The organism is Burkholderia sp. NRF60-BP8, assembly GCF_001522585.2.
Taxonomy (GTDB): Bacteria; Pseudomonadota; Gammaproteobacteria; order Burkholderiales; family Burkholderiaceae; genus Burkholderia.
The window spans coordinates 819458-843228 of sequence record NZ_CP013373.1 but is presented as its reverse complement, the minus strand read 5'-3'; the positions used below and the strand labels follow the sequence as shown (position 1 = coordinate 843228).

19 protein-coding genes are annotated in these 23771 nt (G+C 69.2%); 9 read left to right on the top strand and 10 right to left on the bottom strand.

The features are described from left to right. Positions 1–320 precede the first annotated feature (320 nt). The 5 genes from WS54_RS17060 (at position 321) to WS54_RS17040 (ending at position 5666) form a co-directional block, all read left to right on the top strand. The gene (locus WS54_RS17060; RefSeq protein WP_059779415.1) at positions 321–1295 is read left to right on the top strand and encodes an ornithine cyclodeaminase family protein; all 975 of its coding nucleotides are present in this window, start codon (positions 321–323) and stop codon (positions 1293–1295) included. Continuing rightward, positions 1292–2086: a helix-turn-helix transcriptional regulator gene (locus WS54_RS17055; RefSeq protein ID WP_059779412.1), complete on the top strand. Its 795-nt coding sequence runs from the start codon at positions 1292–1294 to the stop codon at positions 2084–2086. The genes WS54_RS17060 and WS54_RS17055 overlap by 4 nt, the downstream gene beginning before the upstream one ends. A gap of 185 nt (positions 2087–2271) precedes the next feature. Further along, the gene (locus WS54_RS17050; RefSeq protein WP_059779409.1) at positions 2272–3003 is read left to right on the top strand and encodes a DsbA family oxidoreductase; all 732 of its coding nucleotides are present in this window, start codon (positions 2272–2274) and stop codon (positions 3001–3003) included. 134 nt (positions 3004–3137) lie between these two features. Next, on the top strand, positions 3138–4577 hold the full coding sequence (locus WS54_RS17045; RefSeq protein WP_059779407.1) for a DHA2 family efflux MFS transporter permease subunit: 1440 nt from the start codon (positions 3138–3140) through the stop codon (positions 4575–4577). Positions 4578–4877: 300 nt separating this feature from the next. Beyond that, positions 4878–5666: a sulfite exporter TauE/SafE family protein gene (locus WS54_RS17040; protein WP_059779789.1), complete on the top strand. Its 789-nt coding sequence runs from the start codon at positions 4878–4880 to the stop codon at positions 5664–5666. Positions 5667–5819: 153 nt separating this feature from the next. On the opposite strand, the gene WS54_RS17035 is transcribed toward WS54_RS17040, so the two are convergent. From WS54_RS17035 to WS54_RS17020, 3 genes are all read right to left on the bottom strand, one after another. Continuing rightward, positions 5820–7655 (bottom strand): S10 family peptidase, encoded by a 1836-nt coding sequence (locus WS54_RS17035; protein ID WP_059779405.1) that lies wholly within the window; start codon positions 7653–7655, stop codon positions 5820–5822. Between the two features lie 616 nt (positions 7656–8271). After that, on the bottom strand, positions 8272–10362 hold the full coding sequence (locus WS54_RS17025; protein ID WP_059779403.1) for a D-(-)-3-hydroxybutyrate oligomer hydrolase: 2091 nt from the start codon (positions 10360–10362) through the stop codon (positions 8272–8274). 138 nt (positions 10363–10500) lie between these two features. Next, positions 10501–10866, bottom strand: coding sequence for a BON domain-containing protein (locus tag WS54_RS17020; protein WP_059779400.1), 366 nt, complete (start codon positions 10864–10866; stop codon positions 10501–10503). A gap of 432 nt (positions 10867–11298) precedes the next feature. Between WS54_RS17020 and WS54_RS17015 the strand changes: the two genes are divergently transcribed. From WS54_RS17015 to WS54_RS17005, 3 genes are all read left to right on the top strand, one after another. Further along, on the top strand, positions 11299–12741 hold the full coding sequence (locus WS54_RS17015) for a TAXI family TRAP transporter solute-binding subunit (protein ID WP_059779398.1): 1443 nt from the start codon (positions 11299–11301) through the stop codon (positions 12739–12741). A gap of 94 nt (positions 12742–12835) precedes the next feature. Further along, positions 12836–13474 (top strand): 2-hydroxychromene-2-carboxylate isomerase, encoded by a 639-nt coding sequence (locus WS54_RS17010; RefSeq protein WP_059779395.1) that lies wholly within the window; start codon positions 12836–12838, stop codon positions 13472–13474. Between the two features lie 69 nt (positions 13475–13543). Then, a complete protein-coding gene (locus WS54_RS17005; protein WP_059779393.1) occupies positions 13544–14491 on the top strand; it encodes a LysR family transcriptional regulator in 948 nt (315 codons plus the stop codon). 56 nt (positions 14492–14547) lie between these two features. On the opposite strand, the gene WS54_RS17000 is transcribed toward WS54_RS17005, so the two are convergent. The 4 genes from WS54_RS17000 to xdhA form a co-directional block, all read right to left on the bottom strand. Continuing rightward, positions 14548–14949 carry a nuclear transport factor 2 family protein gene (locus WS54_RS17000; protein WP_059779390.1) on the bottom strand — a complete coding sequence of 134 codons (402 nt, stop codon included), beginning with the start codon at positions 14947–14949 and terminating at the stop codon, positions 14548–14550. A 97-nt stretch (positions 14950–15046) separates the two neighbouring features. Further along, positions 15047–15715, bottom strand: coding sequence for a xanthine dehydrogenase accessory protein XdhC (gene xdhC, locus WS54_RS16995; protein ID WP_034206548.1), 669 nt, complete (start codon positions 15713–15715; stop codon positions 15047–15049). An 87-nt stretch (positions 15716–15802) separates the two neighbouring features. Further along, complete coding sequence (gene xdhB, locus WS54_RS16990) at positions 15803–18166, bottom strand: xanthine dehydrogenase molybdopterin binding subunit (RefSeq protein WP_059779388.1); 2364 nt, start codon at positions 18164–18166, stop codon at positions 15803–15805. Positions 18167–18184: 18 nt separating this feature from the next. After that, positions 18185–19795 (bottom strand): xanthine dehydrogenase small subunit, encoded by a 1611-nt coding sequence (gene xdhA / locus WS54_RS16985; protein WP_059779386.1) that lies wholly within the window; start codon positions 19793–19795, stop codon positions 18185–18187. Positions 19796–20129: 334 nt separating this feature from the next. On the opposite strand from xdhA, the gene WS54_RS16975 reads away from it, so the two are divergent. After that, entirely contained in the window at positions 20130–21344 is a 1215-nt protein-coding gene (locus WS54_RS16975) for an MFS transporter (protein WP_034206545.1), read from the top strand. 36 nt (positions 21345–21380) lie between these two features. On the opposite strand, the gene WS54_RS16970 is transcribed toward WS54_RS16975, so the two are convergent. From WS54_RS16970 to WS54_RS16960, 3 genes are all read right to left on the bottom strand, one after another. After that, positions 21381–21974, bottom strand: coding sequence for an RES family NAD+ phosphorylase (locus WS54_RS16970; RefSeq protein ID WP_059779383.1), 594 nt, complete (start codon positions 21972–21974; stop codon positions 21381–21383). Between the two features lie 9 nt (positions 21975–21983). Beyond that, complete coding sequence (locus WS54_RS16965) at positions 21984–22667, bottom strand: hypothetical protein (protein WP_236872796.1); 684 nt, start codon at positions 22665–22667, stop codon at positions 21984–21986. Positions 22668–22764: 97 nt separating this feature from the next. Further along, entirely contained in the window at positions 22765–23655 is an 891-nt protein-coding gene (locus WS54_RS16960) for a DMT family transporter (RefSeq protein WP_059779378.1), read from the bottom strand. Positions 23656–23771 lie beyond the last annotated feature (116 nt).

The window sequence follows — 23771 nt, the reverse complement described above, 5'->3', positions numbered from 1 at the left end:
ACCGGGCGCCAGGGCAGCATCCGACGCACGCAGCCGCGTGGCGGCGTGCCGGATCCTGCACGCGAAATATAGACTTAAAGTCTACTATAGACTATAGGGGATACGAGAATGCCGCGTCGTTTCTCGACGTCGGAATTTCGTCGCCTGCTTCCGGATGCCTTTGATTCCATGGCTTTTTCCATGAACCCGGCAACGACACGACGTCTCGAAAAGAAAAATCCTCCCGACTTCGTTTGTCTATATTAGACTTTTCGTCCATCACGAACCCGCCGGACGCCGTCTTTCGAGACTTTCTGTCCAGCCCGAACCGGAGATGTCCGATGACGCAAACCGTCCCCACCCCGCCGCTGATCGTCGACGAAGCCGCAGTGCGCGCGGCGCTGCCGTCGCTCGACGTGCTCGGCACGCTGCGCCGCATGTTCGCTTCGCTCGCCGCGGCGCGCGCGGTGCAGCCGCCGCAGACGCTCACGCTGTTTCCCGACCGGGCCGGCGACTTCATCACGTATCTCGGCGCGCTCGCCGATGCGCAGGTGTTCGGCGCGAAGCTGTCGCCGTACATCGTGGCGGGCGGCCAACCCGACGGGAGACCGATCGTCACCGCATGGACCGCGCTGATGTCGATGCAAACCGGCCAGCCGCTGATGTGGTGCGACGCGGGGCTCTTGACCGTCGAACGCACGGCCGGCACGACGGCGCTCGCGGTCGACTGCCTCGCGCCGCGCGACGCCCGTCGTCTCGCGATCGTCGGCACGGGGGCGGTCGGCATCGCGCACCTCAGGCACACGGCGGCGCTGCGCGACTGGGACACGATCCGCGTGTACTCGCCCGCGCTCGCCGGCGACGCCGCACAGCAAGCGGCCCTCGCCGCGCTCGACCCGCGCGCCCGCGCGGCGGCGAGCATCGAGGCCTGCGTGCGCGATGCGGACGTGGTGATGCTGTGCACGTCGTCGGGCACGCCCGTACTCGGCGACGGGATGCTCACGCGCCCCGCGCTCGTCACGTCGATCAGCACGAACGTCGCGCGCGCGCACGAAATCCCGCCCGCGTGGCTGCCGGACATGGACGTCTACTGCGACTACCGGCACACGACACCCGCGAGCGCCGGCGAGATGCAGATCGCGGCGGCCGAGCACGGCTGGGATGCCGGCCGGATCGTCGGCGACCTGCCCGCGCTCGTCGCCGGCACCTGCGCGGCGCCGTCGCGCACGCGTCACGCGTTGTTCCGCTCGATCGGCCTCGGGCTCGAAGACATCGCGATCGCGCATGCGCTGTACACGCATCTGACGCACGCATGAACGGCACGCGCACGCGGGGCCGATACAATGGCGCAACCGCCGCGGCGGCCGCGCGCGGGCGCACGGGCATGCCGGCCGACGGTGCGCCGGCTCGCCGCCCCGACACGCTGCCCGGCTTCCGCCCACCCGAGATCGCGACACCGATGCGCAAGAAGAAATCTCCCGTCAAAGACCTGCTGCTCACCCGCTATGCGCCGATCGCCGACGGTATCGCCGCACTGTTCTTCCCGTACGCGGAAGTCGTGATCCACGACCTGCACGACCAGACCGTGCTGTATCTCGCGAACAACCTGTCCAAGCGCGAGGTCGGCGACGATTCCGCGCTCGAGGAAATCGATCATTCGGCGCGCGAGCGCGTGATCGGCCCGTACGAGAAGCTGAACTGGGACGGCCGGCGGATGCGCTGCGTCAGCAACGTGCTGTTCGACGACGACAGCCGGCCGGCCGGGATGATGTGCATCAACTTCAACATCGCGGTGTTCGACGAAGTGCGCGCGACACTCGACCTGTTCATCAAGGGCGCGGGCGTCGTCGCGCAGCCCGACGAGCTGTTCCGCGACGACTGGCAGGAGCGCATCAACACGTTCCTGCACGGCTGGCTGCGCGAGCGGCAGGTCGGGCTGAACGGGCTCACGCGCGAGCACCGGCGCGAGCTCGTCGAGGCGCTGTACGCGGAAGGCGCGTTCCGCGGCAAGAGCGCGGCGAACTACGTCGCGAACGTGCTCGGGATGGGGCGCGCGACGGTCTACAAGCATCTCAAGCACCTGAAGGAAACGCAGGGCGACGCGTGAGCGCGACGCGGCGGGCGCCATCGCGGTAGCCCGGTCGTCGGTACCGGCCGGCAGTTCCACGCCCCTGCTTCGCGACACGCGGGCGCGCCCCTTTCGCACCGTGCCACGCGGTTGCGCGAGCGACGAAGCGTCGAAACATAAAGTGATATAGTCTCGGTTACATTTTTTTGCCGCCCGGACCGCCCATGACGACCGCTCCCGCCCCAACTGCCCGCCCGACCCTGACCGTCGAAATCTGGTCCGACCTGATTTGCCCGTGGTGCTGGATCGGCAAGCGCCGCTTCGACGAGGCGCTGGCCGCGTTCGCGCACGCCGACCGCGTCGACGTCGCGCTGCGCGCGTACCGGCTGATGCCTGGCCAACCCGTCGAGCCGGTCGAGGCGATGCTGGCCGGCAAATACCGGATGGCGCCTGCGCAGGTCGACCAGATGCTGCGCCAGGTGACCGATGCGGCCGCGAGCGTGGGGCTGCGCTACGACCTGCCCGGCACGCTCGTCGGCGACACGCTCGACGGCCACCGGCTCGTGAAGCTCGCGCAAGCGTCGGGCCGCGCGCAAGCGCTGACCGAGCGGCTCTACCGCGCCTATTTCTGCGAGCACGGCTCGCTGTTCGATCATGCCGAGCTGACCGAGCTTGCGGTCGAAGCCGGGCTCGAGCGCTCGGCCGTCGAAGCCGTGTTGCGCAGCGACGCGTATCGCGACGAAGTCGAAGCCGACATCGCGCGCGCCGCACGAATCGGCGGGCGCGGCGTGCCGCTGTTCGTGTTCGGCGACCGCTATGCGGTGTCGGGTGCGCAGCCGGCCGACGCGTTCGCGCAGGCGCTCGACCAGGCGTGGCGCGACGGCATCGTCGAGCCCGGCGGCGGCGACGCGGCCGCCTGCGGCCCCGACGGCTGCGAACTGCCGGCTCGGCCGTAACGCTCATCCCGCTCCACGCGCGCCGCAGCCGCGCGCGCCACTACGCGACGCTCCTGCCACAAACCGGCAGGAAGCGCGCGCCGCCGGCATCTACAATGCATCCTTTCAAATAACTATCGGAAGGCTGCAAGCCCATGACCCACGGGATTCACGGCGAGAAGCGCTGGTACGCGCTGATCGTGCTCTGCCTCGGCGTGCTGATGATCGTGCTCGACAGCACGATCGTGAACGTTGCGCTGCCGTCGATCAGCACCGATCTCCACTTCACCGAAACGGCCCTCGTGTGGGTCGTCAATGCATACCTGCTGACGTTCGGCGGCTGCCTGCTGCTCGGCGGCCGGCTCGGCGACCTGTACGGCCAGCGGCGCATGTTCCTCGCGGGCCTCGTCGCGTTCACGCTCGCGTCGCTCGCGTGCGGCCTCGCGCAATCGCAGGGGATGCTGATCGCCGCACGCGCGGTGCAGGGGTTCGGCGGCGCGGTCGTGTCGGCCGTCTCGCTGTCGCTGATCATGAACCTCTTCACGGAACCCGGCGAACGCGCACGCGCGATGGGCGTCTACGGTTTCGTGTGCGCGGGCGGCGGCAGCATCGGCGTCCTGCTCGGCGGGCTGCTGACAAGCTCGCTGTCGTGGCACTGGATCTTTCTCGTCAACCTGCCGATCGGCGTCGCCGTCTACGCGATGTGCGTCGCGCTGCTGCCGCGCACGCGTGCGCCGGCGGGCACCGCACGGCTCGACGTCGCCGGCGCGATCACCGTGACCGCGTCGCTGATGCTGGCCGTCTACGGCATCGTCGGCGGCAACGAGGCCGGCTGGCTGTCGACGCAGACCGTCGCGCTGATCGGCGCGGCCGTCGTGCTGCTCGTGCTGTTCATCGCGATCGAGTCGCGCGCCGCGCATCCGTTGATGCCGCTCACGCTGTTCGCCGCCCGCAACGTCGCGCTCGCAAACGCGATCGCCGTGCTGTGGGCGGCCGCGATGTTCGCGTGGTTCTTCCTGTCCGCGCTGTACATGCAGCGGGTGCTCGGCTACGGGCCGCTGCAGGTCGGCCTCGCGTTCCTGCCCGCGAACCTGATCATGGCCGCATTCTCGCTCGGGCTGTCGGCGCGCATCGTGATGCGCTTCGGGATCCGCGGCCCGATCGCCGTCGGCCTGCTGATCGCGGCGTGCGGCCTCGCGCTGTTCGCGCGCGCGCCGGTCGACGGCGCTTTCGTGTGGCACGTGCTGCCCGGCATGACGCTACTCGGCATCGGCGCGGGCGTCGCGTTCAATCCGGTGCTGCTCGCCGCGATGAACGACGTCGACCCGGCCGATTCCGGGCTCGCGTCGGGCATCGTCAACACCGCGTTCATGATGGGCGGCGCGCTCGGGCTCGCGGTCCTCGCCAGCCTCGCCGGCGCCCGCACCGACGCGCTCGCGGCGGCGCAAGCCGCGCCGCTCGACGCGCTGAACGCCGGCTACCGCGCGGCATTCGCGTTCGGCGCGGCGTTTGCGGCCGTGGCCGCGCTGATCGGTTTCGCGCTGCGGATCCGGCCGCCACGCGCGGTCGAAGGCGCCGGCCCCGCGATGCACTGACCGTCGGCAGCCGGGCGGGAACCGGCGTCGAATCGGGGCGCGCAGTGTCGCGCCCTTTTTTGCGCATGCCGGATGCGCGGCATACGCACCCGGCTCGTCTTACCGTTCAGGCCGACGATCCTCGGCCCGCCCCTGCTCAAACGCCCGTTTGACGCCCCGCCGGCGGCCGCCGCGTGAGCTCCCCCGCCGATTTTTAACGCAGTCGTACGTTGACGCGTCACTTTTGCGACAATGGCGGACTTTGATGCGCGCGCCGCGGCCGCGCGCCGCCGCCGAACGCCGCATAACCGCCTGCTTCCGATGTCGCTTCCCCATATCGATCTGCTGTACTCCCTGTCCGGCCTGTTCGTCGGCATCCTCGTCGGCCTGACGGGCGTCGGCGGCGGTTCGTTGATGACGCCGATTCTCGTGCTGCTGTTCGGCGTCCACCCCGCGACGGCGGTCGGCACCGACCTGCTGTACGCGGCCGCGACCAAGGCCACCGGCACGCTCGTCCACGGCCTGAAAGGCTCGATCGACTGGCGTATCACGGGCCGGCTCGCGGCGGGCAGCGTGCCGGCCGCGGCGCTCACGCTGTGGTGGCTGCACACGCACGGGATGAACACGCCGGGCACCGCGCGGATGATCCAGCTCGTGCTCGGCGTCGCGCTGCTGCTCACGTCGGTCGCGCTGATCTTCCGGCCGCAGCTCACGGCCTTCGCCGCACGCAACCCGCTCGCGCCGAACCCCGCGCGCACGCTGTGGTCGACCGTGCTGACGGGCGCCGCGCTGGGCGTGCTCGTGTCGATGACGTCGGTCGGCGCCGGCGCGATCGGCGTGACCGTGCTCCTGTTGCTGTATCCGCTGCTCGCGACGACCCGCATCGTCGGCTCCGACATCGCGCATGCGGTGCCGCTCACGCTGGTCGCGGGCATGGGCCACTGGCTGCTCGGCTCGGTCGACTGGTCGATGCTGCTGTCGCTGCTGCTCGGTTCGCTGCCCGGCATCGTGATCGGCAGCCTGCTGTCGGCGCGCGCGCCCGAGCGGCTGCTGCGCAACCTGCTCGCGTCGACGCTCGTCGCGGTCGGCGTGCGGCTCGTGCTGGCGTAAGCGGCGGGGCCGCCCTTTCCTCCGCGGTTACGCCCCTTCCCGTCCGGCGCACGACGCGCCGGCCCAGCGCGCGCCGCACAAGAAAAACAGCCCGACCGGCCTGCGCCGATCGGGCTGTCGTCCATCCGGGGCGGCGCGGGCCGCCCGCGCCGCTTACTGCCCCTGCTGCTGCAGTTTCTGCTGCTTCATCTGCTGCGTGCGCGCCTGCAGCTTCAGCACGCGCTGCAGCGCGGTGCGGTTCGCGAGGATGCCGTCGTAGAAGTTGGCGAGATCGCCCTTCAACGCGGTCCGCGACGCGTCGTTCAGGTAGATCATGTGGCCCGACGGGTAGTTCTTGATCGTCAGGTTCTGCGCCTTGAGCGTCGGATCGAGCGGCATCTGCGCGAGCGTCAGCTCCGTCTGGTGGAACGGCGTGACGGCGTCGAAATAGCCGTTCGCCGACAGCACCTTCAGGTCCGGGTTCACGCTCATCGTCGATGCGAGGTCGCCGGCCGTGTACAGCGTATTGCCGCCGCCCTTGTTCGCGCCGGTCGGATCCGTGTGGCTGAAGTCCCAGTTGTTGAAGACCTGGTCGTTCAGGTCCACGAACGACGACGTCGACGTGTACTTGAGGTCGGTGTTGATGTAGCTGTTCCACAGCACCGTGTACGCGCCGCCGACGTTCGTGATCGACGGATCGTTGCTGCCCGAGTTCGGCAGGATGTACGGCGCGATGCCCTTGCCCGTGAAGTTCGCGCGGCCGTCGTACTGCCCGATCTGCGTGCCCGGCACGAGCGTCAGGAAGAACGTGTACGGCGGGTTGTCGTCCGACGAAGGCACGTTGCCGAGCGCAGCCGGGTTGCCGAAGGTCTGGATCAGCGACGTCGGGTCCGTGCCGATGTACGAACCCATCTGCTGCGCGGTCTGCAGGTTCAGGTTCAGCCGCACGTTCACGAAGCCGCCGTCCTGCGGGTTCGGCTTCTGCGCGAGCGGCGCGAGCGTGTTGTCCGCGTAGTTGCGGGCCTGGACCATGTACGCGTCGAGATCGGTCGGCGTCGGGTTGAGCGTCGTCTTCTTCCAGTAGAACGCGTCGGCCGCGAGCGTCGGGAACGTGCCGACCGCGGACAGCGCGTTCGCGTAGTCGAGGATCGACGACTGCAGCGTGATCCCGTTCAGGTCGATGCCGTCCTCGTGCAGCACCCACGACACGACCGCGCTGCGCGCGGTGCCGTACGACTCGCCGTACAGGAACTTCGGCGAATTCCAGCGCGAGTACTTGGTCAGGTAGCGCTGGATGAAGCGGTCGATCGAGCGCGCATCCTGGTCGGTGCCCCAGAAGTCCTTGTTCTTCGCCGGCGCGATCGCCGTCGAGTAACCGGTGCCGACCGGGTTGATGAACACGAGGTCGGTGCGGTCGAGCAGGCTGTCCGGGTTGTCGAGCAGCTTGTACGGGGCCGGCGGCGTGAAGTTCGGGAACGACGACTGCAGACGCTTCGGCCCGTACGAGCCGAGCAGCAGGTAGACCGACGACGAACCGGGGCCGCCGTTGTAGAAGAACGTGACCGGACGCGGCTTCGACGGGTCCGGATTGTCCTGCGTGTACGCAACGTAGAACATCTTCGCGTTCGGCGCCGACGTGATCGGATCGATCGTCGTCAGGTGGCCCGTGGTGGCCGTGTACTTGATCGTCTTGCCGCCGATCGTCACCTGGCGGTGCACGACTGCCGCGCCTTCGGTCGAATCCGTGACCGCGTCGTTCGGCCCTGTGCCGTACACGTCGGTGTCGACGTACGGCTGGTCGGCCGCGGCGGCGGCCGTTGCGTCGGTATTGACCGACGTGCTGCCGCTCGACGTCGCGGCCGCGGTGGCGGCCGCCGCGCTCGGGCTCGGCCCGTCGTCGCCGCCGCACCCCGTGACGAGCAGCGCCGCGGCCGCTGCCGCGGCGAGCGGTACGCTCAGGGTCGTTCCAAATAGCGCGAAACCGTCTTTCAAGGACTTGCGTGTCGTCATTATTGCCTCTCGAACAGAACGATAAATACCGCCGGCCGCAAAGGATCGTTTGCGCCGGCGCTCCGCACCGGGAATGCATTCGTTATGCGACGCACTCCGAGTTTTTTACCGGATCGGCGAATACCGATCGGCACGATTTACCCCACCCATGTTTTTTTGCAACCGCACAATGGAATCAATTCCATTGCGAACGACCATTCAACGGTTCGCAGCAATACGAATTCATTTCGCGAATTCGCATGCGCACGAAATCGACGACAAGGCGACACCCTGCGAAGCCCGCCAGACAAGGCGCCTTCACTTCGAAAAGACGAACGATTCCGGTCGGCACGACACCGATTAATCGCGAAACGGCGATCAATCGCGGCTCGGGCCAACTGAATAAAATCGAAAGGATCGATTAACTAAAAGGAAAGGAATATTCTCGTATCTGGAATTTATTAAATTAAGTGAAAATACCGGCGCATAATAGGTTCCGGATTTATGGCCGTAAAGTAATAATTTGTTACGGCGCTCGCCATTCGGATAAAAGGCAGTACGGGACCGATTCCAGGCGATGCAAAGAAAAAAGCCGGACGGCTGCCCGGCTTCGTCGGAGGCGGCGCAACGGCCGCCGTCAGAGCGGCACGTCGATCGTGCCGACGCCGACGGAAATCGCGTTCGCGCCCGGCGCGGCCGAGATCGGCGGCAGGTTCGCGCTCGTCAGCGCGGGCGCGGCGCCCGGCGTGCCGCCGCGCGGCACCGTGCGGATCACCTGCGACGGCGGCAGCGGCGCGCCGTTCTTCAGGTGCTTCCACATCAGGTTCAGCGCCTGCACGTTGTAGTAGTGAACCGGCACGAAGCGCGTGTCGAAGCCCGGAACCGACAGGAATGCGTCGAAGTGCTGGCCGTTCGTCACTTCGTAGAACACCAGCTGGCTGCGCCCGGCTTCGCTGATGCCGTTCTGCGCGACGTACGCGCGCGATGCGTGGTTCACGGGCACGAGCGCGTCGCTGCGGCCCTGCACGATGATCGCCGGCTTGCCGTGCAGGTTCGCGTTCACGCGCACCGCGTCGACGTTCGCGGGCATGCCGAGCATCCCGTTCGTCCACAACTGGCGCAGGCACAGCGCGCCCGCGAAGCTCGCGTCGGGCGTCGCGAGCCGGTGGTCGACGCCCGCGCCGTTGTTGAACACGAGATTGATGCCAGCCGTCGGCGGCACGCCGTTGCCGGCGCCGAACACGGCCGGCATCGGCGACGCGGCGGGCGTCGCGACCGCGCCGGTCGCCGGGTTCGTCGTCGCGAAGCTGAAGTTGCACAGGTTGTCGGTCACGCGCGAGCGCGTGTACGCGTTCGCATAGGTGACCGCAATCGCCGGAATCGCCTGCGAATCCCACATCGGCGCCTGCAGCAGGTCGGAATCGGCCAGATAGCCGGCCGCATGGAGCTGCGCGAGCGCGTCGGCCGCCTGGCTCTGCGTGTCGGCGCCCGCCACCAGCCCGGCCGCGGCGAGCGTCGCGCAGCGCTGCGTGCGGATCGACTGCGTGGTCGCGGCCGGCAGCGCGCTCAGGTACGGCGCGGCGGCGAGCGACGCCGACGCGGCCGCGCACGGTTCCAGCAGGTTCGCGAGCGTCGCGTAATCGGCCAGCGGCCGGCCGAACGACGGCACCGGTTGGCCGCCGGCGCGCACGACCGCATTCGGCGCCATCCGCACGTTGATCTGCGGCTCGCCGACCACGACTGCGGTAATCCAGCCGCGGTCGTCCTGTTCGGCCGCCGCGAGCGACGCGCCGCCGCCGTTGCTGACCGACGCGGCGATCGTCGTGATGTCGCCCGCGCGATAGCGCACGCCGTGACGCGCGCCGTCGACCAGCGGTCCGAACTGCTCGTTGAGCGCCCAGTACGCGAACTCGACCGACTGCAGCGTCACGCGCCCCCAGTCCTGCTCGGGATTCTGCTGCGAATGCGCGTGCTTGAACGCATAGCGGTTCGGGAAGCGGCCGTTGAACGCGGCGAGATCGCCGCTCGTCACGTTCGCGGTGAACAGGCTCGCGGTGCCGGCCAACACCGCGTTGGCGAGCGTGCCGTCGATCAGCGTCACGGTGTCGGAGCCGAGCTCGTGCGCGCCGTTGCCGCCGCCCTTGTCGTTGTAGGCCACCGCGCAGCCGCGCTTGAGCGCCCACTCGCCGGCCGCGGAAATCGCGCCGTACACGCCGCGCGAGCCGGACGACGTCGCGGTGACGATGCACGGCTGCGCGGGATCGAAGCGCGCGGGCACCTGCACGAGCAGCGTCACGTTCTTCGCGCCGCTGCCGTCGTCGGCATACGCGAGATATTCGGTGCCGGCGATCTTGCCTTCGCCGAGCGTATCGTTGCCGTCGAGGTCGACGTTCGGCCCCCAGAAGCGCCCGTAGCCGCCGTTCGCGCTCATGTCGACGAGCGCGCGGTAGTTCGACCAGATCGCGAGGCGACGCAATTCGGCGCTCGTCGGCCGCGACGGGTTCGCGAAGCCGGGCGCACTCGCCGCGGCGAGGCCCGTCTTGCCAAGGCCGGCCGTCAGCAGGTCGTCGCTCGCGCCGTCGTAGGCCGTCGTGCGCACGCTGCCGGACACGAAGCCGGGCAACCGGTTGCGCTCGGCCGATTCGTCGCCGTTGCAGGCGCCGAGCATCGCGACCGCGGCCAGCACCGCTCCCCACACCATCCGCCTGCCCCACCCGAGCTTCGTCATCGCCGCCCCCACGATATCGTTATCGGTCCGCCGCCGCGCCGCGCGCGGCGCTCGGTCTCTGAAACGCAAACGGGCCCCGGCATGCCGGGGCCCGCCTGGAAACGGGCGCACGCGGCGCTCGCGCGCCGCCGCCCGGCGTTACTGCTGCTGAACGGTCAGCTTGTTCGTGACCGACGTCACGCCCTTCACGCTCTTGGCTGCCTCTTCCGCCTTGTCGATCTGTGCCTGGTCGGGCACCGTGCCCTCCAGCGAGATCGCGCCGCCCTTCGAACGCACGACGAGGTTCGCCACGTCGATGCCGCCCGCCTTCGTAATGGCCTTGCGCACCGCGTAGCCGAGCTTGCGGTTCGCCTTCTTCGCGGTTTTCGCGGCGGCCTTCGGCGCGCTCGCCGCGGCCGACGGCGCTTCCGTACCCGCTGCGTCGCTCGACTGCGCATACACGCTGCCCGACAGACAGGCCGCCACGGCGGCGACACCCAACGCTCTCAACACGATCGACTTCATGCTATCTCCTTATCACTCCGGAACGGCCGTGCACAGTACGGCCGGATACCCCCAAAAACAGCCGGCCCGCGCGCGAACGGGCGGGACAGCCGGTGTTTTCCACGGCGATACGAGAGAGGCGTCACGGGCCGGCGGCCGGCGCACGCGAAAGCGGGCCGGCCGGGCCGGACAGCCGCCGGCCGGACGCGCCCGGTCTCATGACGTGCCGGGTCGCGCGCGATTCGGGCGCGGCTGCGTCGCACAATGTAATCCAGCGCCCGCGGAAGCGCAAAGCTTTTGACGCGACGGCGCGCGCCGCTGCCGCCGCGCCGCCGTGCCATCCCGCCGCGACTCGCGCATGGGCGGCGAAACCGGGTACCATCGCCGCGAGCATCCGCGTCGTCCGGTGACGACCGTCACCGATGCGTCACGCCAGCGTCACTCGCCGATTCCATGAAGCCTGCCCGCCCTCGCCCGCCGCGCCGTATCCTCGCCCGCTTCGTCGCCGTCTCGTGGCGCGACCTCGCGCTGTCGATCGGCCCGACCGTGCTGCTCGCCGGCGCGGCCGTCTGGCTCGCGGTCAAGCTGATCCAGCCTGCGCCGCCGTCCACGCTCGTGATTTCGTCCGGGCCGCCCGGCAGCACCTACTGGAACGCCGCCCAGAAATACAAGGCGATCCTCGCGAAAAACGGCGTCACGCTCGACGTTCAATCGTCCGAAGGTTCCGCGCAGAACCTCGCGCGGCTGTCGAACCCGAACGCGCCGGTCGACGTCGGCTTCGTGCAGAGCGGCATCGGCCCGAAGGAGCGCGACGAGCATCTCGTGTCGCTCGGCAGCATCGGCTACGTGCCGCTCGCGATCATGTACCGCGGCCCGGTCGTCGGGCGCCTGTCCGACTTCAAGGGCAAGCGGCTCGCGCTCGGCGCGGAAGGCAGCGGCGCGCGCGAACTGAGCCTCGCGCTGCTGAAGATGAACGGCATCGTGCCGGGCGGCCCGACCGAGCTCCTGCCGACGGCCGGCGAGGACGCCGCGACCGCGCTGCTCGACGGCAAGATCGACGCCGCGTTCCTGTCGGGCGACTCGACGCAGATCCCGGTGATGGCGAAGCTGTTCCGCGCGCCGGGCGTGCACGTCTACTCGTTCACGCAGGCCGACGCGTATGCGCGGCGCTTTCCGTACCTGACCGCGATCACGCTGCCGATGGGCGTCTACGATCTCGGCCGCAACCTGCCGCCCGCCGACATCCACACGGTCGCGCCGACGATCGAACTCGTCGCGCGCGACTCGCTGCACCCCGCGCTGTCCGACCTGCTGATCGAGGCGGCGCGCGAAGTGCACGGCCACGCGACGATCCTGCAGCACGCGGGCGAATTCCCGTCGTCCGTCACGCGCGGCTTCCCGCTGTCCGACGATGCCGCCCGCTACTACAAATCAGGCAAGACCTTCTTGTACCGGCGGCTGCCGTTCTGGGTCGCGAGCCTCGTCGACCGGCTGCTGGTCGTCGTCGTGCCGCTGATCGTCGTGCTGATCCCCGGGCTGCGGCTCGTGCCGTCGCTGTACGGCTGGCGCGTGCGCTCGCGCATCTACCGCTGGTACGGCGCGCTGATCGCGCTCGAGCGCAGCGCGCTCGGCGAACATACGGCCGACGAGCGCGTCAAGCTGCTCGACGAGCTGGACGACATCGAGGAAGCCGTGAACCGGATGAAGATGCCGCTCGCGTACGCGGGACAGTTCTACGTGCTGCGCGAGCACATCGGTTTCGTGCGCGAACGGCTCACCGCGCACGACCAGGATGCGCCGGCGGCCCCGCCCGGCGCCGGCCATCCGCCGGCACGCACGGAAACCGACCCGCCGCCGGCCGGCGACGCCCCCCGGGCGACTCCCGGTTCCGCGTAAGCGAACGATCCGCGATCATTGCTGCATGCGCGCGCCGCCGCGTAACATGGAGGCCGCCGCCAGGCGCCGCACGCCCCACCCTCTGGAGAACGACATGACAACCGGCCTCGATACCGCCCAACCCGCCTGGTTCTTCGACTTCGTGTCGCCGTTCTCGTATCTGCTGCTCGAACAGCACGACAAATGGCCGGACGTGCCGTTCAACCCCGTCGCCGTCTCGCTGCCCGACCTGCAGCGCCACTGGGGCCAACGCCCGAGCGCCGACGTGCCGGCCAAACGCGTGTTCACGTACCGGCATGCGCTGTTTCGCGCGGAACAGCTCGGCATCCGCTTCAAGATGCCGCCCGCGCATCCGTTCGATTCCGACAAGGTCCTGCGCCTCGCGATCGCGCTGCGCGCCGATATCGTGACGGTGCTGGAAATGTTCCGCTTCATCTGGCGCGAAGGGAACGACCCGTCGACGCCGGAAGGCTTCGCGGCGCTGTGCGAACGCGTCGGCGTCGGCCACGGCGACGAGCTGATCGAATTCGAGGAAACCGCCGCGCAACTGACCCGCAACACGGCCGACGCGATCGCGCTCGGCGTGTTCGGCGTGCCCACCTTCTGGATGAACAAGCAGCTGTTCTGGGGCGAGGACGCGCTGCCGATGGTGCTGTACTGCGCGCGCACGCCGAACTGGCTCGAATCGCGCGAGGTCAAGCGGATCAGCACGCTGCCGAAGGGCCGCGCGTGATGGCCGGTATCACGCACGGCAACGCGCGGCTGCGGTAAGGTTACGCGTCACCGGACTCACCCCCAATCGATGGAAGACGACGACCGTACCGCCTCGCTCGACATCTGGCTCGTGCGCGTGTTGCGCACGCTGCTGCTCGAGCGCAGCGTCACGCAGGCCGCGCTGCGGCTGAACCAGACCCAGCCCGCGATCAGCACCGCGCTGCGCAAGCTGCGCGAGACGCTGAACGACCCGATCCTCGTGCGCGGCAAATCCGGCATGGTGCCGACCGAGTACGGCGCGTCGCTGCTCGACGCCGCATCGCGCGCGCTGCGCGAGGTCGATTTCATCGCGACGCCGCACGGCGACTTCGATCCGTCGTCCGCGCGGCGCACGTTCCGCGTCGCCGCGCCCGACTACCTGAACGATTTCTTCATGCCGACGCTGATCGAGCGCTTTCGCGATGCGGCGCCGCATGCCCATCTGGAGATCGATTCGCTGAATCCCGCGCTCGACCACGCGGGCGCGCTCGAATCGGGCGCGCTCGATCTCGTGATCGGCAACTGGCCGAAGCCCGACCCGCAGTTCGCGCGCCAGGACCTGTTCTCCGACACGATCGTGTGCCTGATGCGCGACGCGCATCCGCTCGCCCGCGTGCCGCTCACGCGCGACGCGTATGCGTCGGCCGCGCACGTCGCGCCCACCCCGTACACCGGCGACAAACGCAACGCGATCGAGATCGGCCTGGCGCGCGCCCGCCTCACGCGGCGCATCGTGACGACGCTGCCGTACTTCGGGATCGTGCCGCAGGTGCTGCTGCAGTCGGACCTGATCTTCACGACGACGCGCCGCTTCGCGACGCACTATGCGCAACTGCTGCCGCTCGTCGTCGTCGCGCCGCCCGTGCCGTTCCCGCGCATCAAGAGCTACCTGCTCACGCATCCGCAGCCCGATCGGCCGACCGACATCGCGTGGCTGTGCGCGCTGATGCAGAGCGTGTCCGACGAACTGACGGTCGCCCGCGGGCGCAAGCGCTGAAGCGGCGCGACGCGCGACGCGGGACGCCCCCGCGCACGATCACGCCGCGCGGCCGCTCAGGCCGTGCAGAACGTTTCCTGAAGATGGGTCCAGCGCACGACGCCCGCCGCGTCGCGCTCGAACACGGCCGTCGCGCGCCGCGCGGGCAATTCGCCCGAGGCCGCATGCTGCGCTTCGACGTAGGTGAGCGTCACGTGCGACGCGCCGGCGACGAGCACGCGAATGTCCGACAACGCGATCCGCAACCCCGGCTTCGCGCCGCCGAGCTGCGCGAACAGCGCACGTAGGCCATCGCGATCGAGCAGGCGGCCGTCGGTCAGAATCATCGTGAAACCGGTGGAGAAAGACGCGAGCAGCGCATCGAGCGCCGCGGGCGCGGTATCCGCGCCGGACAGCCAGCGCTCGATGGCGACGACGCTCGCATCGAGCGCGTCGAGATAGACCCGGTGATCGGACATGGTGCGTGCACGAAAGACGCGCGGCCCGATGCCGCGCGATCCGTGCAGTGTAGGCAAAAACGCGCCGGCGTGCGCCGGGCGTATCGGCCACGCGTCGTTATCGTGCGCAGCTGACGTCGTCGCGCGCGCGGCCCGCGGCGGCGGCCTTCGCATCGGCCACCGGCATGCCCGAGCGTGCCTGCAGCAGCTCCGCGCAGACGGCCACCGCGATCGCGCCCGGCGCCTTGTCGACGATGCCGGCGACACCGATCGGACACACCATCTCGACGAGCCGCGCCGGGTCGACGCCGCGCGCGGCGAGGCGGCGCTCGAACTTCACGCGCTTGGTGCGCGAGCCGATCATCCCGAAGTACGCGTAGTCGCGCCGCCGCATGATCTGCGCGGCGAGCGAGAAGTCGAGCGCGTGGTTGTGCGTCATCACGAGGAAGTACGCGCCGGGCGGCGCCGCGTCGACGACGGCCTCCGGCGTGTCGGTCGGCTCCGGCTGCACGTTCGGCGGACATTCGTCCGGGAACAGCTCGTCGCGCGTGTCGACCCACTGCACGACGCACGGCAGCGCGCCGAGCAGCGTGACGAGCGCGTGGCCGACGTGCCCGGCGCCGAACAGCACGATGTGCATCGGCGCCGGCGGCGCGGTTGCGCGGTTGCGCTGGCCGGTGCCCGGCGCGAACGGCTGCAGTTGCGACGGCGCGCTGCCGCACACGCCGTCGCATCCCGCGGCGGGTGCCGGCGACGCGGCACGCGGCGAACGAGCGCGGCCGTTCATGCCGGCCTCCCGCGGGCCATCCCGACGGCGTCGACCGCACCGTCGAGCCGAGCGCACGAAGCGAGCGTGGAGCGGCGGTTCATCGTCTCACCCTGCCCGAGCGGCGCTCGCCGCCCGTACCGCCTGCACCGCGCGCAGGATCGACTCGCCGGTGGCCGGCGCGTCGAGCGGCGGATTCACCCGGTAATCGCCGACTGCCGCGATCGCATCGCGCACCGCGAAGAACACCGAGAACGGCAGCAGCAGCGGCGGCTCGCCGACCGCTTTCGAACGGTGGATGCTGTCCTCGACGTTGCGGTTCTGGAACAGCCGCACGTTGAACTCGGGCGGCGTGTCGTTCACCGTCGGAATCTTGTACGTGGAGGGCGCGTGCGTCATCAGCTTGCCGCCCGCGTTCCACCACAGCTCCTCGGTCGTGAGCCAGCCCATCCCCTGAATGAACGCGCCTTCGACCTGACCGATGTCGAGCGCCGGGTTCAACGACGCGCCCACGTCGTGCAGCGCATCGACGCGCAGCGTGCGCATCTCGCCCGTGAGCGTGTCGATCACGACTTCCGATACCGCCGCGCCGTACGAGTAGTAGTAGAACGGGCGGCCCTGCAGCTTCGACTGATCCCAGTGCAGCTTCGGCGTCGCGTAGAAACCGTCGGACCACAGCTGCACGCGCGCGAGATACGCCTTCGCGATCACCTCGCCGAACGGCACGCTCGCGCCGCCGACCCACACGACGTCGTTGCCGAACTTCACGTCGGCCGCCTCGACCTTGCCGTCGCCGAACTGCTTCGCCGCGAACGCCGCGAGCCGCTCGCGCAACTGGCGCGCCGCATCCTGCGCGGCCTTGCCGTTCAGGTCCGAGCCCGTCGACGCGGCGGTCGCGGACGTGTTCGCGACCTTGCTCGTGTCGGTCGCCGTCACGCGGATCCGGCCGAAGCGGATGCCGAGCTCGTGCGCGACCACCTGCGCGACCTTCGTGTTGAGCCCCTGCCCCATCTCCGTGCCGCCGTGGTTCACGAGCACCGAGCCGTCGGTGTAGATGTGCACCAGCGCGCCGGCCTGGTTGAAGTGCGTGACGTTGAACGCGATCCCGAACTTCACCGGCGTGAGCGCGATGCCCTTCTTCAGCACCGTGTTGCGTGCGTTGAATGCGCGCACGCCCGCGCGCCGCGCGCGGTAGTCGCTCGTCGTCTCGAGTTCGCCGAGCAGCTCGTGCAGCACGTTGTCCTCGACCGTCTGCCCGTAAGGCGTCACGTTGCGTTCGGTCTTGCCGTACAGGTTCGCGTAGCGCACGTCGAGCGGATCGCGGCCGAGCGAGCGCGCGATGTCGTCGAGGATGTATTCGATCGCGAACGCGCCCTGCGGGCCGCCGAAGCCGCGGAACGCGGTGTTCGACTGCGTGTTGGTCTTGCCGCAGTAGCCGGCGATGTCGACGTCGCCGAGCCAGTACGCGTTGTCGAAGTGGCACACCGCGCGCGTCATCACCGGGCCCGACAGGTCGGCCGAGAAGCCGCAGCGCGACGTCATGTCGAGTGCGACGCCGTCGATGCGGCCGTCGTCGTCGTAGCCGACGTCGAAGCGGTAATGGAAATCGTGCCGCTTGCCGGTGATCATCATGTCGTCGTCGCGGTCCGGACGCAGCTTCACCGGGCACAGCAGCTTCCACGCGGCAAGCGCCGCGCAGCACGCGAACAGGCCCGACTGCGATTCCTTGCCGCCGAACCCGCCGCCCATCCGGCGGCATTCGACCAGCACGTTGTGCGACGCGACGCCGAGCACGTGCGCGACGAGGTGCTGCATCTCGCTCGGGTGCTGCGTCGAGCAGTACACGTGCATCCCGTCGTCGTCCTTCGGCACCGCATACGCGATCTGCCCTTCCAGGTAGAACTGCTCCTGCCCGCCGAGCAGCATCTCGCCCGACTCGCGGTGCGGCGCGGCAGCGAGCCGCGCGGCCGCGTCGCCGCGCGCGAGCTTCAGCGGCGGAATCACGTAGGTTTCGGCCTTGCGCGCTTCCTGCGCGGTCAGGATCGCGGGCAGTTCCTCGTAGTCGACCTGCGCGCGGCGCGCGGCGAGCCGCGCGGTTTCATGCGACGTCGCGACGACGATGAACATCGGCTGGCCGACGAACTGCACGACGCCCTTCGCGAGCACCGGATCGTCGTGGATGATCGGCCCGCAATCGTTGACGCCCGGGATGTCGTCGGCCGTGAACACGGCGACCACGCCCGGCGTCGCGCGCACCGCGTCGAAGTTCATCGACACGATCTTCGCGTGCGGCTTCGCGGACAACCCGAGCGCCGCATGCAGCGTGCCGGCGACGAGCGGGATGTCGTCGGTGTAGGTGGCGCGCCCGCTCACGTGCAGGTGGGCGGATTCGTGCGCACGCGACACGTGCACTTGCGCGGCGTCGGCCTGCGGGTCGACGGTGCTGAGGAACGGTTCTGCTTGCTGGTTCATGTTCGGTGTTCTCCGTCTTCAGACGCGCGCCGCGTCGTCGGCAACTTCGGCGGCCACTTCGCGCACGTTCAGCGCCTGCGGCGGCAGCGGGTCGTGCGGACGCGTCTCGAGCCAGAAGCGATACATCAGGTTCTTCGCGGTATCGAGACGATACGCGCTCGTCGCGCGCATGTCGGACAGCGGCTGGTAGTCGCGCTCGAGCGCCTGCATCGCGGCCTGCGCGGTGGCTTCGTGCCACTGTGCGCCGTCGAGCACGGCTTCCGTATGCGTGGCGCGCTTCGGCGTCGCCGCCATCCCGCCGAACGCGACGCGCGGCTCGCGGATCGTGTCGCCGTCCGCGATGAACGCGAACGCCGCGCACACGGCCGAGATGTCGGAGTCGAACCGCTTCGACAGCTTGTAGGTGCGGAACTGCAGCTTCGCGCGCGCGCCGGTGCGGGTCGGCACCTTCAGGCCGACGACGAACTCGTGCGGCGCCATGTCCTTTTGCTGATAGCCCGTATAGAGCGCCTCGAGCGGAAGCTCGCGCACCGTGTCGCCGCCGCGCAGCACGACGCGCGCGCCGAGCGCGATCAGGCCCGGCATCGAATCGCCGATCGGCGAGCCGTTCGCGACGTTGCCGCCGATCGTGCCCGCATTGCGGATCGGCAGCGACGCGAAGCGCTTCCACATCTCGGTCAGCTCCGGGTATGTGCGGGCGAGTGCCGCATAGGCCTTCTCGACCGTCACGCCCGCGCCGATCTCGATCCAGTCGTCGCCATCCACGACCTGCTGCAGTTCGGCGATCTGGCCGACGTAGATCAGATCGTCGAGGCGGCGCATCTGCTTGGTGACCCACAGGCCGATGTCGGTGCTGCCCGCGAGCATGCGCGCGTCGGGACGCTCGGACTTCAGCGCGGCCAGCGCGTCGAGCGTGCGCGGCGCGGCGAAGCGCGCGCCGTTGGCCGCCGTGTAGTCGAACGTGTCGTCGCGCTTGAGCGATGCGAGCGTGCGGGCAAGCGCCGCCGTGTCGACCACCGCCGACGCACGTTCGCCGGCCGCGCCTTCGCCGGTCGCACCTTCGCCGGTCGCACCTTCGCCGGTCGCACCTTCGCCGGCCGCGTCGAACATCCGCACCGCCGCATCGACGATCGGGCGATAACCAGTGCAGCGGCACAGGTTGCCGGTCAGCGCATCGGCGATCTCAGTGCGCGTCGGCACGTCCTTCGCCTTCGCGCACGCGTTGCCGCAGCCTTCGTGGCCGTGCTTCTCGTACAGCGCCCACATCGACATCACGAAGCCGGGCGTGCAGAACCCGCATTGCGAACCGTGGCAATCGACCATCGCCTGCTGCACCGGATGGAGCGCGCCGTCCGGCTGGCGCAGGTCCTCGACTGTCAGGAGCGCCTTGCCGTCGAGCGTCGGCAAGAACTGGATACACGCGTTGACGGCCTTGAACTCGACCGCACCGGCGTCGGTCAGTTCGCCGACGACGACCGTGCACGCGCCGCAGTCGCCTTCCGCGCAGCCTTCCTTGGTGCCGGTGCAATGCGCGTCCTCGCGCAGGTATTGCAGCACGGTGCGGGTCACGTCCGCGCCGCTCACTTCGCGGATCGCGTGACGATGGTAGAAGCGGATCGGCTCACTCATGTCTCGGTGTTTCTTCAAATTGGGGGCTAGGCGGCCTGCGCGGAGCGCTCGACCGACGTTTTTCCGACAGTTTGCACGCTATCACCGTCAAATTCCGCAACCCATAGCCCATCGCGCATGCGGCTCATATCACTGCCGCGATATGCGCGCCCGACCGCCCGCGCCCCTTGCCGCACGGTGCGCCGCGCCCGTTTCCGACGCCTGCGACCGCCGGTCGTCTTCACGAACGGCAGGCAGTTAACTAAACGGTACCTGCGTGAAAACCGGTTCCATGGGAAAATCCCGATTCCCTTTTCCGCCGTTTTCCGTTCGATCCGTCATTCGTTCCGACCCCATGTCAACCGATTCCGCCACACCGCCGCACAGCGGGTTCGCAGTCACGCTGCAAATCGTGTCCGTCGTCTGCTTCACGTTCATCTGCTACCTGACCATCGGCCTGCCGCTCGCGGTGCTGCCGGGCTTCGTCCACGACGACCTCGGCTTTTCCGCGATCGTCGCGGGCGGCGCGATCAGCGTCCAGTATTTCGCGACGCTCGCATCGCGGCCGCTCGCCGGGCGGCTCGCCGATACGCTGGGGCCGAAGCAGACGGTGCTGCGCGGGCTGGTCGGCTGCGGCGTGTCGGGCGTGCTGCTGCTCGTCGCGCTGCTGCTCGCGCACTGGCCGGTCGCGAGCCTCGTGCTGCTGATCGCGAGCCGGCTGGTGCTCGGCGTCGGCGAAAGCCTGTGCGGCACCGGCGCGATCCTGTGGGGCATCGGCCGGGTCGGCGTCGCGCACAACGCGAAGGTGATCTCGTGGAACGGCATCGCGACCTACGGCGCGCTCGCGCTCGGCGCACCGGTCGGCGTCGCGATCGCGCATACGCTGAATCCGGCGCTGATCGGCGTGATCGTGATCGCGCTGGCCGCGCTCGGCTTCTACCTCGCCCGCCTGATCGCCGCCGTGCCGCTCGTGCACGGCGAACGGATGTCGTATGCGAGCGTGTTCACGCGCGTGCTGCCGCACGGCCTCGGCCTCGCACTCGGCTCGGCCGGCTTCGGCTCGATCGCCACGTTCGTCACGCTGTACTACGCGGCGCGCCACTGGCCGAACGCCGCGCTGTCGCTGACCGTGTTCGGCACGCTGTTCATCGGCGCGCGCCTGCTGTTCGCGAACACGATCAAGACCCACGGCGGCTTCCGCGTCGCGATCGTGTCGTTCGCGTTCGAATGCGCGGGCCTAGTGCTGTTGTGGCTCGCGCCGGTGCCGCACGTCGCGCTCGTCGGCGCGGCACTGACGGGCTTCGGCTTCGCGCTGATCTTCCCGGCGCTCGGCGTCGAGGCCGTCGCGCTCGTGCCGCCCGCGAGCCGCGGCGCGGCGCTGTCCGCGTATTCGGTGTTCCTCGACCTGTCGCTCGGCATCACCGGCCCGCTCGCCGGCTATGTCGCGGGTGCGTTCGGCTATCCGCAGGTGTTCCTGTTCGCGGCGGTGGCCGCCGCCGGGGGCGTCGCGCTGTCGATGGTGCTGTATCAGCGGCAGGCGCGCGTGGCGGGAAGCGGCGCGGCGGCCTGAGAGACGCGACACGTGTTGGCGCACGCGCAACGCGCGTCAACGCAGCAGCACGTTGAAGTCCCGCAATACGCGGGCCGCATCGGGGTGATGCCTGAACGGAACGGCGTTCCCGAGCGAGAGCTTGTGCTCGGCACGATCGAAGAGCACGAGCGCTTCCGACGTGTTGAGATGGCGCGACATGTACAAAAATCCGTCGACGCGACGGGGATGCCGGTGGACGGCTAGCGACCATTGTTGCGGCACGTCGTACGGCACGATGGTCGACAGCGCGCCGTCGCCCCCGAGATTTTTCAGCGGCAAGCCGTGCAGGACGGCGACGCTCAGCGGCGCGCCGTCGAATGAAAGGACGTGGCGATCGAGTTCGGTCGTCACGAGCGGAAAACCGCCCAGCACCAGATCGGCGACTTCGTCATGCAGCACCGTCTCCGCGAATGCGCAATGCAGATCGAAGCCGAAATAGCTGGTGCCGTACCGCCGCCGCTTGCGCGGATCGTCGAAACGATTGCCGCCCGACTTTCCGAAGTACGGCTCGCCGGTCGCATATCGCGAGATGCGCACCAGCGTTGCCGGCGCGACCTCGCGGATGACGAGCGCCGCGCTCGCGAAATGTTCGCCCGGTGCCGTCAGCAAGCGCGGCTCCTAGCGTTCGCGGAATGCCGCAGCGGCACGTTCGACATCGTCGAGCTTGCCCCGCGACAGCGCGACGAGCGGGGTGACGTTGCCCAGCGACGCCTTGGGCGTCGTGAAGAACTGCCATTTGCTCCAGCCGGGCAAATCGCCAAGACACTGCGTGACCCGCCCCAACGTCTTGCGGTCGACGTCTCCCGCCAGATAGAAAGCCGGATAGTACTGTGCGGCGCCGACATCGACCGCGAAGATGCGGCCCGACCCGACCGCCTTGCTCAGCGCCTGCCGCGTCATGCCGAGCCCCGTCCACGTCTGCGCGGCGGACAGCAGCCGGCCATCGGCAACCAGCGCGTGCCGTTCGGCCTGCACCTGCCGCTCGAGATCGGCGACGCCGGCATCCGCGCGTGCAGCCGTCCCCCGCTTCTGCCGGGCGGCCGGCTTCCTGTCGCGTGTCGCGGCAGCGGCGATGCCGAAGGTGATCGTGCCGGCCAGATCGATGACCTGCGCGATGCCCACCTTGAACAGGTGCCCCAGTTGCTCGTCCGACAGCGCGAGCAGTGCGCGGGCGCGATCGGGGCCGAGCATGGTCGCGGCGCCGACCGCGCTGCGCAGCGCCTCTTCCGTCTCGACATCGAGAACCGCAGCCGCGCCTTCGAACACATGAGCTTGCGTGACCATCCTGACCTCCTGATCCAACCGGACGATCAAGCGTAGCCCCGAATCGAAACCAAGTCAACCAAGTCAACCAGACGGAACGGCTTTCCGAGCTTCCGGCATCGCCGTCGGCATTGCGTCACGCCGTCCGCAGAAACAACCGGCGCGTGAGATCGAACGCGACGAGATTGCCGGCCACCACGAGCAGCAGCCCGATCACCGCGAGCGGCGACCACCGGTAGCCCTCGAACACCGTCGACACGGCCAGCGCGACGATCGGGAACAGCACCGTGCAGTACGCGGCGCGCTCCGGCCCGATCCGGCCGACGAGCGTGAGGTAGGCGGTAAAACCGATCACCGAGCCCGGCACGGCCAGGTACACGAGCGCGCCGAGATAGCGCGGGCTCATGTCGAGCGTGAACGGCATGCCGGCCGCCGCGCTGCCGACGGTCAGGATCGCCGCGCCGATCAGCATCGCCCAGCCGTTGGTCGCGAGCGGGTGCAGCCCCATCGACTGCATCCGGCTCGACAGCAGGTTGCCCGCCGAGAAGCACATCGTGCCGGCGAACGCGATCGCGAGCCCGATCCACGTCGCGTGGTCGTCGAGATGGCCGGCCATCTGCTGCCAGAACAGGCATGCGATGCCGGTCAGGCCGAGCAGCGCGCCCGCGATCGCCGACGGCCGCAGCGGGCGGCCCATGAACAGCCGGCCGTTGATCGAGTTCAGCAGCGGCGCGGTCGAGAAGATCACTGCGACGAGCCCGCTCGGCACGACTTGCTCCGCATAGTAGAAGCACAGGAAATTCAGGCAGAACAGCGCGAAGCCCTGCGCGACGAGAAAGCGCCACGCTTCGCGCGGCGGGCGCACCGGCCGGCGCATCGCGCGCAGCAGCGCGAACAGCACGGCGGCCGCGAGCCAGAAGCGCCATGCGATCGACACGGGCGGCGGCACCGAGCCGAGTTGCCACTTGATCGCGATCCAGGTGGTGCCCCAGATCAGCACGGTGACGAAATAAAGCGACAGGTTCATGGCGGCAATTCGGGAAATCGGGTGAATCGGGATCCCGACTATGCGGCCGCCCCGCGCATGCCGATTGTCCGGAATTGCGGTCTTTTTCGGGACGCCGCACACGCCGTCGCGCGGCC

Coding starts and splice junctions, on each gene's coding strand:
- WS54_RS17060 (WP_059779415.1), top strand. CDS start 321: ATGACGCAAACCGTCCCCACCCCGCCGCTGATCGTCGACGAAGCCGCA.
- WS54_RS17055 (WP_059779412.1), top strand. CDS start 1,292: ATGAACGGCACGCGCACGCGGGGCCGATACAATGGCGCAACCGCCGCG.
- WS54_RS17050 (WP_059779409.1), top strand. CDS start 2,272: ATGACGACCGCTCCCGCCCCAACTGCCCGCCCGACCCTGACCGTCGAA.
- WS54_RS17045 (WP_059779407.1), top strand. CDS start 3,138: ATGACCCACGGGATTCACGGCGAGAAGCGCTGGTACGCGCTGATCGTG.
- WS54_RS17040 (WP_059779789.1), top strand. CDS start 4,878: ATGTCGCTTCCCCATATCGATCTGCTGTACTCCCTGTCCGGCCTGTTC.
- WS54_RS17035 (WP_059779405.1), bottom strand. CDS start 7,655: ATGACGACACGCAAGTCCTTGAAAGACGGTTTCGCGCTATTTGGAACG.
- WS54_RS17025 (WP_059779403.1), bottom strand. CDS start 10,362: ATGACGAAGCTCGGGTGGGGCAGGCGGATGGTGTGGGGAGCGGTGCTG.
- WS54_RS17020 (WP_059779400.1), bottom strand. CDS start 10,866: ATGAAGTCGATCGTGTTGAGAGCGTTGGGTGTCGCCGCCGTGGCGGCC.
- WS54_RS17015 (WP_059779398.1), top strand. CDS start 11,299: ATGAAGCCTGCCCGCCCTCGCCCGCCGCGCCGTATCCTCGCCCGCTTC.
- WS54_RS17010 (WP_059779395.1), top strand. CDS start 12,836: ATGACAACCGGCCTCGATACCGCCCAACCCGCCTGGTTCTTCGACTTC.
- WS54_RS17005 (WP_059779393.1), top strand. CDS start 13,544: ATGGAAGACGACGACCGTACCGCCTCGCTCGACATCTGGCTCGTGCGC.
- WS54_RS17000 (WP_059779390.1), bottom strand. CDS start 14,949: ATGTCCGATCACCGGGTCTATCTCGACGCGCTCGATGCGAGCGTCGTC.
- xdhC (WP_034206548.1), bottom strand. CDS start 15,715: ATGAACGGCCGCGCTCGTTCGCCGCGTGCCGCGTCGCCGGCACCCGCC.
- xdhB (WP_059779388.1), bottom strand. CDS start 18,166: ATGAACCAGCAAGCAGAACCGTTCCTCAGCACCGTCGACCCGCAGGCC.
- xdhA (WP_059779386.1), bottom strand. CDS start 19,795: ATGAGTGAGCCGATCCGCTTCTACCATCGTCACGCGATCCGCGAAGTG.
- WS54_RS16975 (WP_034206545.1), top strand. CDS start 20,130: ATGTCAACCGATTCCGCCACACCGCCGCACAGCGGGTTCGCAGTCACG.
- WS54_RS16960 (WP_059779378.1), bottom strand. CDS start 23,655: ATGAACCTGTCGCTTTATTTCGTCACCGTGCTGATCTGGGGCACCACC.